Source organism: Arenibacter nanhaiticus (assembly GCF_900141935.1).
GTDB classification, from domain to species: domain Bacteria; phylum Bacteroidota; class Bacteroidia; order Flavobacteriales; family Flavobacteriaceae; genus Arenibacter; species Arenibacter nanhaiticus.
The window spans coordinates 62926-75075 of sequence record NZ_FQYX01000023.1; the positions used below are offsets into that span (position 1 = coordinate 62926).

Here is a 12150-nt window from a genome sequence, read left to right on the forward strand (position 1 = left end):
AGTGTTTATGGACGATGTCAGTGATTCTGTATTTCTCAAATACTGCTTTTTCAATATGTCAAAGAGCCTTAATTTATGTTTATCAACGGTAACTCCGCATTGACGAATCCCTGTATTTATTAGCATCACAAACAATTTTAAGTCCAAAAATAATAAATTTCTATTCGGAAAGCTATTTTACACAAACATTCCGATAGGTACAATTTAAGCATCTTTTCTTAAACTTTGTTGCTTTGGGAAACCTATTCTGTTCGATAATTTCTAACATTGCTTGTGTACTAGACTTTATCATGTCCTTTGAATTCGAAGCTATAGGAATTTCAATGACCTTATTCTTACTTCTTGTATAAACCAAAAAACCTTTATTCACTTTTGTATTAAAGGTTTCTTCTATTAAAATGGCATAGCAATAAAGTTGTTGTTTATAGGTTTCAAAAACACGGTCCTTCCAATGAGCGAATTTATAATCCAGGGGAGCAAACGTACCATCATTTAATTGTAATACTTCGTCCACTCTACCCCTTAATTCTTCTGATCCCAAATATTGATCGATCCACTTTTCCGTGACTCCAATTTTTTTTCGCAGGTAGTCCTTATTACTTTCCAGTTTTTCATTATGAACTTCCCTTCCCCTTTCTACTTTATAAAATTTATCTTCATTTTGAGGAATCCGTAACACATATTCAAAATACGTGTATCGTGCACAATACATGTATTCAATAATTTGGGAAGGATAGAAACTTTGCATTAGAAAAAAAGGGCTTTAATTTCGTCGGTAATCAATTTTTCATCAAATGCCTGGCCCAACATTCTACATTCCTTAAGTTGATCCTTATTCATCCTAAAAAGATACACCTTATCAGATTCTTCATTAATAACTTTTTCTATCTGTAGCTCTAAAGAATCTTTTTCATTGGCGTTCAAAGTACCCAAAAAACAAGAATATTGCACTCTGTATAAGCCTGCATGTTTACATGCCTTGGACACAAAGCTCCGTGCAGCATTATTTTTAATATCGTATAATACCCAAGTGATCATGATTGTTCCAATAAGGTATTAGCAAAACGATGGGCTTCCAATTGAACAGCGTTCAAACGTGTTTGAAGGCGTCCTTTGTATTTGATCTTGTCACTATCAAGATACTCTAAATATTCAGGGACAAAAAATGCCTTACCCTCCTGATTTAAGCTCACCCCTCTGGTGAAATGTTCAAAATAAGATTTGTTCATACGTTTTGATGTAAACAATTTAAAGACAAAATTCTCGGCATATATACGGTATGGTTCGATAAAATCATACACCAAGCTTTTGGAGTTATAATCGTCCCTATGCATAAACCCTACAAAGGGGTCAAGCCCCGCCAACATCAATGCGCGCTCTATCCGACTATACAATACGCCGTATGCGTAATTCAAAAGGGCATTGAACTCATCCTGAGCCGGTCTAAAACTACGTCCTTTAAACGCAAAGTTCGAGGGTATACATACGGAGAGTGCTTCAAAATAGTGCCTCCCTGCGGAACCTTCCCAACCACGAAAACTATCGGCCACAGCTGCCACTTCCTTAGCGTTCGTTTCAGAAATTTTTTGCCTAAAGGACAAAATCGCTTCAGCTTTTTCATCTAAATAGACATGTTGTTTTTTACGGTGCTTTTTTAGACCGTTAAGAAAGTCGGCTTGATTTTCTAACTTCTGTGAAAGCCAGGTCTTGATCCAATAAAGCCCAATTTCGCTCAACGATGCCACCAACTGTTGCTTCCTGATTTTTGTGGTACTGCCCAATTTACTATGCCAAAACCTCCCCATGGGGTGGCCGTTGTTCTCAACAATGACAATATCGATATTGTGTTTTAAGGCCAATGCTATGGCATCAGTGGTAAGAGCAGCCCCTTTGGATACAATGAAAGATGTTATTTTATGTGCGGCAATGTGGTTTACTTTAAAGGGCTTGGATTTGTCATCACGCACCTTTATTTCAAACATATCGTCCTTTACATGCAAATAAGTACCGTATGTATTTATGAAAATCTGCATTAACATGGAATTATAGTACCAAAGCCCCTACTTACCGATTTACCCAGACCGATTTCCGAGGGCAGTTTCGCGTTCACTACAAATGTACCAGTAAAGGCTACCATTTTGTTCTCTTTGAACAGCGTGCTTTTTTCCTTCAGGTTGGTCTTTATTAATAGTCGTTCTGAAGGGGACAGCTCAATACCCGTATTTCGAAAGAAACTGAGGATGTGGCCAACAAGAATAGCATTGAGCATTTCGTGTTTTTCGGACTCACTTTTCAGACTTTGATATTTCGAATAGTTTTTTTGATTTAGGGCCATCCAAAGGGTAGCGAACCTATATTCGTTAAGCCTATTGCTGTATCCGGTTTCCTCGTTTTGAAATTCTATATTTTTACTAGTAATGCTGTACTTTTCACCGTCAATATCCAGCTCATTTATCTTTAGGAAAAGTTCTGGCAATAGTTTAGCCCCTTCTCCTATACCAAAAAGAGTAGGTACATTATTGATAACTTTGTATTGTATGCTTGGATATTTGTACCTAAATCGACCATCTTCATAATGGTTATGTAATATAGGAGAGTGCTGCTTAAATAAGTTACCAAAATACCCCCTTAACTTGTGAGCATCACGTGTCTGCAATTTTATTTCTGGAAATTTAATTCGGCAGACCTGTAGTTCTTGAATGCTGATTGATGTAGTCATGTTTTTCCTTGTTTTAACAGATAAATTAAAAAGTAAATACGGAATTTTGCTCTTTAAAATTACGATTGTAGCCCGTTTGCTTACTGTATCTTATGTCTATTTCTTTTTTTGGCACAAGCAATATAGATTCTTCATACTCATTTACAGTAGATAGTTCTTCACAGAGGTATTTAGGAACAGAAATTATATGTTGTTGAAATTTCAATTTCCAATTTTTATTATACTCCTCCAATTCGATTTCATTAGTTATTTTTTGAAGATATTTCTCTAAAATTTCGGAAGCAGAATCGTCTATTTCTATAAAAACAGGCGAATACCGATCTGATTCTTCGATAATACGAAAAGCAGATACGGGTAAAAGTTTTTTATCGTCGGCATCGTATTTTAATGTTTTCATAGAATTAAAAAAAGTGCGTGCGTCAGCAAAGGAGCTTTTTTCAGAAATCCCATCAAAATATGTCGTAATCAACTCTAAATATTCCTTTTCGTAGAAGTATTTTTTTTGTTCTAATGATTTTTTTGCTTGGATATATGTCAATCGACCATAAACCATCGTTGTTGCCTTAACATCAAAATCTATGATATAAAGCGGGGAGTGTATTTTTTCAATATCATTATTCCTGTTGATTCTACCAGCGACCTGAATGATGGAATCAATGGGTCCAATATCCCGGAACCCCATGTCAAAATCCAAATCCACGCCTGCTTCAACCACTTGCGTTGCAATTAAAATGGGAGCTTTTTGGTGTTGAATATCGCCTTTGATATCTTGAATTCGTTCAAGACGGTGGGCAGGAATTATATTGGTCGATAAATAATAAATTGGATTTCCTAAATTGTTTTCTTCCAAAAAATTTTTGATGATATCGAAAACCTCAATAGAACGTTTTACTGTATTGCAAACAATCAAGCATGATTTTTCAGCATTCCATTTATCGGCAAAAATGGAATAAACAAATTCACGAGTCCTATTTTCTTTTTCTTCCTTTAAATTATTTAATAATGGATTTATTGAGGTACGTTTAAATAGCGCGAAGATCGCTTCATAATTAGTGAGTAATTCTTTTGGCTCCACCTTTTCTCCTTCCGGGTTTAAAATCTCTTGCTGTGCCAGTTCAAAAATTTTAGGACGTGTAGCGGTCATTAAAATAATACGTGATTTTAAAAATTTTGAGAGGTAAAACAAAGCAGCGCCCAACAACGGCATTTGATCTAGGCGAAGGGTTTGTACTTCATCTAAAATGATGATGGAATTTGCGAAATGGTTGAACTTTTTCAGTAATCTATTCCGGTTACCGATAAGAGTTTCGAAAAACTGAACAAAAGAAGTGATTACCACGTCGGCCTGCCAGGTATCCAACGCCATTAATTTTTGATCGTAACCCTGTTCTGCGCCATCTACATTTTCTTTCTGCTCGTTATTACCGAAAACATCTGCGTATTGATAATGTCCTAAAATGTTGATGTTTTGTGTTTCTAATACTTTATCGTATTCATTCAGCGCCTGTTCTATGATATTGATAAAGGGTAAGGCGTAAATTATTCTGGCCTCTACTCCTGAATTTTTCTTGATTTTATCTTTGAGTTTTAAAGAGAAATCAAGTGCCGTCATTGTTTTTCCAATTCCTGTAGGGGCCGTTAAGGTAAAAACAAAGTGTTCTAGAATATTGGTTTGCTCTAGATTAGAGATGACGACTGCCCGACAGTAATTACGCAATTCATTATTATTAAGTTCTTCTAAACTCTTATTATGGGCATTAAGCTTTCCAAATCGATCATCCACAGAAGACGGTTTTATCGGTTTTAATCGATAGGGAACAGTATCGGAAGCGTCAAGCTTATCGCCTTCTATCAACAAGGAAAACAAATAATTAATGAGGTAATAATCTTGAATTGAGCAAGAATCCTCAACCCAATCGATAAAACCATTTCTAATTTTTCGTTTATCTGAATAATATAAAAAATCCTTTAGTTTTTTTAATTTTAAATCATCTTCAATAATGGTTATTTTTTTTTCTAAATCTGCAATTTGCTCTTTAATTATTTTATCCAAATCATAGGTGAATTTGGAATTGACTTTTACAAAGTCAATTAACGGACTATGGTGCAAAAAAATAAGGTACAATGCCAACAATGCCTTTTTCTCATCCTTTTCTTGAAAGTAGTTATACGCCACAAATCCACCCAACTGGGCATGGCGTTTTAAAAGAAAATCTATAGGCTCTTGCTTTAAAAGGTAATTTTGGAAATAGGAAGTGTATTTCCCTAAATCGTGAAAATCAACAATTATTCCCACAATTTCTTTCAGTTCCTCAGCGTTATACCCTAAGGATAAGCCTTCAGCCAGATGAAATAAGGCTTTTTCCTTTACTCCATTGACATGAACCTGCAATTCTTTGGAGCCTTCCGTAACTCCATATTCAATTAATTTACTGTGGGAATAATAGTTCATGCGTCCATAAATTGAATATTCAGTTCGCTGGTATTACTTTTTAAAACAAAATAAGAGCCCCTTAACTTCACCCGTAAAGGATGGGGTGTAATAGAAAACAGCAACCTGTTCATTTTGCATACTTCCCGGTTTCCGTTGGCCACATAATCGCCCGGTAGCATATCTTCTTCTACAAAATTATAATTTTCAAATTCTTCTTTGTCAAACTTCAAATCTTCCACTAAATCAACAGGAACGGCTGAATTCATTAGCACGTAAACTTTTGAATCTACAGTTCGGACATTAGCTTCAGAAAAAATTTCTATATCTGTAAGTCTTCCCGTAAAATTTGCTGTTCCCAACGTGATATTGTAAACCGGTTCTTTTTCCAAAAAATGAGATTTAATAGACTCATATACCCCCTTCCCTTTATCACTTGCTTTTATAAAAACTTGATAAGCTACATCGCCTTTAGCAAGATCCCAAGCCGTGATCACTTCAAATGGAGTTTGAATACGACCTCCTTCTCCACGAAAATCTGAAGACCAGTTTTTTGCCATATCACCGGTGCTTTTAATACTCAAGAAGTTGAGCCGGTGAAAACTTTTCTTTAAAGGGTTTAAGACCCGAATGGCAAATTGAATGTTTTCGGAAGCCAAATCTTCATAATAGGAATCCTTTGGCCACCCCATGGCAGCGGCAACAATTCCCATTAAGGTAGTTCGTGGTGGAATAGAAAAACTAAAGGCAGTATTATTGGCGTAATACTTTCGAAAATGTGCCATTTTTCCGCTGATTGTAAAACTTAATATCTCCATAACAGTAGGTTTAAAGTGAAACTTCTGTTACAGCGAAAAATCAAAATCGGCCGAGGTTTTAACAATTACTTCCTTGATTTTATTTTCCCCGTTTTTATCATCGGCAATCAACTTTTTTAGAGCACTTAAATCAATTGAAAGATCCTTAAATTTTCGAACTTGCTTATCGCTTATCCCTTCTTTGGGTTCTGTTTCCACAAAATTGCGTAAATCCCCAAATTGCCCGTTTGAAACTCCTTCGTTGTAAACGATTTCTAGGTAGAGTTTCGGATATTGATTCAATTTGGAGCGTGTGGGTGATGCCGGGATGCTTTCCCATATAGCTTTTCTAAATTCCAGAACATCATCATTGGCAAGACCGGTTGTTTTTGCGGCAGGTGCATTAATGGTTCCGTTGAAGCCCAGCAAGCTGTAATGTACCCTATAATCTTTCCCGAACGTACTACTATCATCATTCATAATCGTAACAATAGAACTTGAATCTATTAACTCCACTTTATTAAATGAATAACCCCAATTTAGTTGAATGGGACCAGTATACGGTAGATTAAACCCAGTAATTGCAAAAGCACTTCCAAAAAGACGAATATCAATGAATTTGCTTTTTACCATATATGCTAAAATTTCAAGATTTATTTGTTTAATATTTCTTAGTTCCTCAGCAAATTGTTTGAGATGTTTATCTTTCTTTAAATCATTTTTTTCCTTTGTTGTCGAAATTGTTAGGATAGACCATACAATTTCTAAATAATCTTCTTTTTTTTCGTTTCCCTTTAATTTAGATGCATTTATGATAGTCTTTAAAAGTTTGAATAAGTCATCACTTTTAAAAGTATTCTCTAAATTATCTAATTCATCCTTTAAAGTTTTTTTTACAACACCTTCAATACGCTGGCTCATATCTACTTTTCTGTCCTCTACAAGATCAACAAATATTTCTTTGCCGCTATCTTTCAAGTAATCTCTTATAAAACGTTTGATACGAGTATCAGTTACTAGGTTCGTTTTAGTATCATAGTCCATTCTGGGTTTATTCTCTTGATCTGGATCACCATTAGGATTTGACTGAATAGCTTCATAAATAAATAGGAAATCGGAAGAGTTGGAAATAATTGGTTGCATATCTTTTTATTTTTCAAATTAATTAATTTCTTCGTTTGTTTCTAAATTTTCTTGTTCTTCACTTTCTTGAATACTTACTCGAAAAGAATATCCTGTAAGAAGAAAGAACAAAGCTTCATTGGGATCCATATTCCATGAATTGAGATTAAACTTCTCTCCAAATTGTCCATTTAAAAATTTAACCTTACCTATTTGATTATGCTGACGAGCCTTGTTTATCAAATCGTTACGTAACCTTTTAATAGAATTTAGATCCAACCCATTAAAATTCACAAGATGAATTACGGTTTTCTTAATTTGCTTTTTGAGCTGAATATACTCAACAGCATTAAGCATTCGACCCAAATAAAACATTGCTTGCTGGTCTCTGTGATTTGCCATATCCATCGTATTAAAGAAGTCTTGAATGGCTTGATCGTATTTATCACTCGCTTTATCTTCTGTTGAATTATTTATTATTTCCGGCATATCAATAAGATTTATTTTTTTTAAGAATTGTATAAAGGCATGGTATTTAAAAACATTGTTTCGAACTGCATTAGAAAAATAATCTTTGGAATATGGATGAACATTACTATAACTCCTATATCGTTCATAATAATTGCACAAAATGAGTTCGTTGAAACATTTATATAAAAAATCTAAAGAAACCTTTCTATTTTCTAATATAGTTTTAAACAGGTCAAGAGCTTTATTCTTCTTTTCTTTATCCTTACGTAAGGGGATAATTTTATAAATAGAATTGAAATTAAAATTTCTCCTTACTAATTCTTTAGTATTATTATCTCTTTCCGTCATTACTGAATTCCATTCTAGAAAGCGCGCTTCCCGAAATATCCAATCGACATCTGAAAAGATTTTTAGCACCTTGTTGAAATGAAAACTACTTACATCTTTAATGATTTCTGTTGATTTGAAGAAAGTCCCATTTGAGTCGTAGGCTACAAAATTCAACCAAAATGTTTCATCAAAAATTCTGTCCTCAATACGAGTAGAAAAAGCGCTCAAGTCATTAAGTCCAAAAAGCATATCTGAATTTTGTTGAATCCTTTTTAAACTTTTAGGTAAATCTATTGTTGAGTCGTATTGAAATTGAGGTATGATAACATGATTAATATTTGCGATTTGTATGGTGAACCCTTTTTGAAGTAAAAAATCTGACGCATAATCCAGTAATTTTTGATTCTCTATTCCCACTTGATAATTAGTTGAAAAATTTCTTCCATAAAAATTAGAAGCATAATTTTTTGTTTCGGTTACAAACATTTTATTTAGACTGTAACGACTGGAAAGGTTAATTTCTTCTACATCTTCTACTATTGCTCCGCTAGCATAACAAAGCTTACTTTTGGTTTTTTGAGAATCTTTATCTTCTTTAATCCCCAAAATTGAATATTCTAAAAATGCATTATAATCAGGTAAATTTGCAATTAGGACAGGCTCTTCATATCCACAATCAAGTGATTTTAAATAGGTAGCTAGGAATACAATATTCTCGTTACTGTTAATTTCAAATTTCTCATTAATAGCTCGAATATCAATTGTCTTTTTGGAATCTAGCGTCAACTTTAAAAATTGATCTTTTAGATTGAAAATACGAGATAATATATCCTGAAGGTTTTCAGTAAGGTATGCGGAATTTTCCTTTTCAATAGCTTCAATTAATTCCCCGTTCTCGGCATCCGATTCTTCTTTCCCAAAAAAAGATTGGTAAATTCTACCTAATCGCTTAGCTAAACCTGCACTACAAACGGCTTTACTATTTGATCCTTTCATTTTGATTCCTAACGCCTCTTTAACATCTTCCTCATCATATTCTCTTAAATTTTCCTGACTGATAATTACTTCCATTGCATCCAAATCGAAAATAATTGGGAGTGTGTAGTTCTTAATAGGATTACCACGTTTGTCTTCCCTTTCGACTTTGGGGTAATCCAAAAAACGATCCCATTCACTTTTTCCCTGGCTCTGCCATTCCCCAATTTTTAGAAGTGTATTAAGCATATATAATTTTTATGTTTCGCATTAGCATCTAAAGCTCTTGAATCGGACTATAACACCTGTTGTACATCAATTTTAAAACTACCTTTTCCATTACTTTAATTTGTTAAAAATTAATAAGTAGTCTACATGAATACGAATAATCTCAACTACTAATTGACTCTGTTTTATTTAAGTTTGAACTGAAAGCAATTCACAATAAGGATTATTCCGTTGTGAAAACATTCAAGGACGCCCTCACCTTTCTATAGAGGCTTTTATTCTCATGAATTTAATTAAAAAAAAGAATTCGTAAGATATTTCCGAATATAAGAAGAATTTTCTTTACGTTAAAATACTTTTTGTTTTAAGAAATATCTTATTCGTTGTGACTCCCCGGAACAATAGCCTTGATGATTCCTCCGAATTATATTTTAATACCATTGGAACGGACATCATTGGAAACACGAAAGCACTTGCCATGATGCATTCTTTATCCGCAACCATCTTTACCCTACTTCCTAATTACATATTCCCACTAATTGTTATGAGCTTTCCATGTTCGATGCCTTTTTAACAATATTTCCATAATGCCGGTAGAGATTTACTTTAGAGCTATTTGGTAATAATCCGAAAGAAACAATCAACTAGTAACCAGACAGCTTAACAGCTAACTGGAGGCATTTTTTTTTATGTTCCGGCATTCTGGAATAATGCACAATTCCTTTAATCAATTTAAAGCTACAGCACCTAGTCAAAATAGGACTGCCCAGGTTCTGGAGGGACTATTGTGGCATATTTTTCAATGTTTACAAGGGTTCCTAAGCGTTTAGGATATACTGGAGCATGCTGATTCCCCTAAAGCCCAACATATAGGTAGCTGCCGTCCTGGCCGATACTTCCCCCACTGAAAAAGAAGATTGCTAAATTTTTAAATTATTCCGGAGGATGTTGACCCCACTGGATGATTATTTGGAAGCCCTTTAAATTACAGACACAAAGGTCTGTTTGGGTTATTTTATATTTGTTTTGTTGTCGTTCTTCAAAAATCACCATCCAATATATGCCATATTTATCGGTTAACATTCCAAAACAACTTCCCAAAAAATGAGTTATGAATTGGGATTGTAACCTGTCCCCCTTCAGATAACGGATTAAGTATAGTATATGCCTCTTGTTTCCTTTCTAGGGTCATTGAGACAGAAAAATTATTTCCTTGAACAGATTATGATGCCCATCCTCCAGCTATATCACTTTCCATAAGAATTTAAGTGCTCAAAATCTCAAATAGTAATCATACGTTTAATAATCTCGATCTTTCCATCCATACGATTCATAAAAATCACTTAAACCCTCATTGATATCTTCTAATGACACCTCAAATTCATCGTAATGTTCTTTAGGTTCCAACCCATTCCATTCACGTTGTTCATAATGTTCGGGATGTTCTTTATCTCTTATCACATTTAAAAAATAAGAATACCCTGATACGCCTCCTATGTCTTCTGGCGGGCATTTACCTTCTGCTTCAATACATACCGGTTTTCCGTTGTATTTTTTTAAATCAGTTTTAAAAACCTTAAATATTGAAATTTTGTGCAACCAATCGTCCCCAAAGTCATATTTATACCAAAAAGGTTTCGCTCCAAACCTATCTAAAAAAGAATCCTTTAAAGATACTTTGTAGGCTTCTAATCTATCAGGTATATCTAAAAAACCAGGTTCTTCTGACATAGTTGCGTAAAAGGTGGCATTTTTCTTTAAATCAGAAAATTGAAACAAATGGTCATTCTCCCAACCCATTGCATACTGAATGACAAAATGTAATTGACGCATATTTATATCTTCCGGAACTAAAACCGTACGCTCGCATTTGTGGGGGAGATTCTGTAAGGCTATTTTAAGTTTAATAGGTGTTTTCATTTTATTGTTGTTACAAAATAGATTAGCTCGTCATCGTTCTATAATGTATTCATAAAACAGAAAATAAGTCATGCATCTAAAAAGGATATTCTTTTCTTTAATTCTAATAAATATTCTGCTGTCAATATTAATTAATCTGTTTTGTAAAACAATCTCTCTCCCCCATTTATTGTTGATAAAATAGTAGCATAAACGGGCAAACACCATCGTTTTTAAGGTAGCTTCGAATTCAACGATATACAATGGCGAATGTTATTATAGTAGCCCAAAATTATACAAGAACAACTCAGGCTTTGAGAACCGCATTGTGTCATATTTTTTCAATGTTTACAAGGGTTCCAAAGCAATTTGACCCAATGATGGCAAGCTTTCTAAATCTCAAGTTTTATCTACATCCTTAAAACCAGATAAATTGTACATCGAGAAATAAGGACTATGTTAATTGCCGCCAAGAAAACATCAATGAATACGGGACCTCCGAGGTTTTCACGATTCAATTCATATAATTCCTGAAAACTCCCTTAACCTGCATAATCCGGCCAAAGCGGACAGGCGTTCCGTTTCAAAACGGACACTTTTCTTCAAAAATTTTTATTAAGTTACTTAAAAATATTTTGATCTTATTTTCTAAATTTCCTCATGGACTCTCCTTGCAATTCTATACGGTAGGAACCGTTGGTTAATCTATCAAGAATTGCGTCGGCGACGGTCGGTTCCATAAAGCAATCGAACCAGGATTTTACAGGTAGTTGAGAGGTGATGATCGTAGAAGAACTACCGTGTCTCTCGTCCACAAGATCCAATAGCATATTGCATTGTTTATGATCGATCTGCTTGAGACCAAAGTCGTCGATGATAAGCAGTTTCGTTTTGGCTATTTTATCCATGAACTTAAAATAACTGCCGTCGGCTTTAGCCAGTGTCATTCGGTCCAAGAGTTTATTGGCCGTAAAATACATGGTTCTAAGTTCCTGGGAACATGCCTGGAACCCCAATGCACACGCTATAAACGATTTGCCCACACCCGTTGGTCCGGTTATGATCAGGTCCTTTGATTTTTTGAGCCAGTCCCCCTGTTGTAAGCGCAATAGCATATTTTTATCTATCCCGCGGGGCTGATTAAAATTGATCTGTTCAAAGGAAGCTTGTTGCTTAAA

Annotated in this window: 10 protein-coding genes; all 10 read right to left on the reverse strand. The window is 34.5% G+C overall.

Going from position 1 to position 12150, the window contains the following annotated elements:
- Positions 1-172: 172 nt before the first annotated feature.
- Entirely contained in the window at positions 173-748 is a 576-nt protein-coding gene (gene cas4, locus BUA16_RS13315; RefSeq protein WP_072765250.1) for a CRISPR-associated protein Cas4, read from the reverse strand.
- On the reverse strand, positions 748-1038 hold the full coding sequence (gene cas2, locus BUA16_RS13320; RefSeq protein WP_072765251.1) for a CRISPR-associated endonuclease Cas2: 291 nt from the start codon (positions 1036-1038) through the stop codon (positions 748-750). Before cas2 ends, cas4 begins: the two co-directional genes overlap by 1 nt.
- Complete coding sequence (gene cas1 / locus BUA16_RS13325) at positions 1035-2033, reverse strand: CRISPR-associated endonuclease Cas1 (RefSeq protein ID WP_072765262.1); 999 nt, start codon at positions 2031-2033, stop codon at positions 1035-1037. Before cas1 ends, cas2 begins: the two co-directional genes overlap by 4 nt.
- Positions 2033-2719, reverse strand: coding sequence for a CRISPR-associated endonuclease Cas6 (locus BUA16_RS13330; protein ID WP_072765252.1), 687 nt, complete (start codon positions 2717-2719; stop codon positions 2033-2035). Before BUA16_RS13330 ends, cas1 begins: the two co-directional genes overlap by 1 nt.
- A 25-nt stretch (positions 2720-2744) precedes the next feature.
- Positions 2745-5171, reverse strand: coding sequence for a CRISPR-associated helicase/endonuclease Cas3 (locus BUA16_RS13335; RefSeq protein ID WP_072765253.1), 2427 nt, complete (start codon positions 5169-5171; stop codon positions 2745-2747).
- Positions 5168-5968: a CRISPR-associated protein Cas5 gene (gene cas5 / locus BUA16_RS13340; RefSeq protein ID WP_072765254.1), complete on the reverse strand. Its 801-nt coding sequence runs from the start codon at positions 5966-5968 to the stop codon at positions 5168-5170. Before cas5 ends, BUA16_RS13335 begins: the two co-directional genes overlap by 4 nt.
- 27 nt (positions 5969-5995) lie before the next feature.
- Positions 5996-7090, reverse strand: a complete 1095-nt coding sequence (locus BUA16_RS13345) for a type I CRISPR-associated protein Cas7 (protein ID WP_072765255.1) — start codon at positions 7088-7090, stop codon at positions 5996-5998.
- An 18-nt stretch (positions 7091-7108) separates the two neighbouring features.
- Positions 7109-9094 (reverse strand): TM1802 family CRISPR-associated protein, encoded by a 1986-nt coding sequence (locus BUA16_RS13350; RefSeq protein WP_072765256.1) that lies wholly within the window; start codon positions 9092-9094, stop codon positions 7109-7111.
- Positions 9095-10372: 1278 nt separating this feature from the next.
- A complete protein-coding gene (locus BUA16_RS13355) occupies positions 10373-10993 on the reverse strand; it encodes a plasmid pRiA4b ORF-3 family protein (protein WP_072765257.1) in 621 nt (206 codons plus the stop codon).
- Positions 10994-11613: 620 nt separating this feature from the next.
- Positions 11614-12150 (reverse strand): ATP-binding protein (locus BUA16_RS13360; protein WP_072765258.1); only part of this gene is annotated, 537 nt, incomplete at its 5' end.

What these genes read in the sequence shown, in the direction of transcription:
- BUA16_RS13345 (WP_072765255.1), bottom strand. Translation starts at nt 7,090, where the DNA reads ATGCAACCAATTATTTCCAACTCTTCCGATTTCCTATTTATTTATGAA.
- BUA16_RS13335 (WP_072765253.1), bottom strand. Translation starts at nt 5,171, where the DNA reads ATGAACTATTATTCCCACAGTAAATTAATTGAATATGGAGTTACGGAA.
- BUA16_RS13330 (WP_072765252.1), bottom strand. Translation starts at nt 2,719, where the DNA reads ATGACTACATCAATCAGCATTCAAGAACTACAGGTCTGCCGAATTAAA.
- cas2 (WP_072765251.1), bottom strand. Translation starts at nt 1,038, where the DNA reads ATGATCACTTGGGTATTATACGATATTAAAAATAATGCTGCACGGAGC.
- BUA16_RS13355 (WP_072765257.1), bottom strand. Translation starts at nt 10,993, where the DNA reads ATGAAAACACCTATTAAACTTAAAATAGCCTTACAGAATCTCCCCCAC.
- BUA16_RS13350 (WP_072765256.1), bottom strand. Translation starts at nt 9,094, where the DNA reads ATGCTTAATACACTTCTAAAAATTGGGGAATGGCAGAGCCAGGGAAAA.
- cas1 (WP_072765262.1), bottom strand. Translation starts at nt 2,033, where the DNA reads ATGCAGATTTTCATAAATACATACGGTACTTATTTGCATGTAAAGGAC.
- cas4 (WP_072765250.1), bottom strand. Translation starts at nt 748, where the DNA reads ATGCAAAGTTTCTATCCTTCCCAAATTATTGAATACATGTATTGTGCA.
- cas5 (WP_072765254.1), bottom strand. Translation starts at nt 5,968, where the DNA reads ATGGAGATATTAAGTTTTACAATCAGCGGAAAAATGGCACATTTTCGA.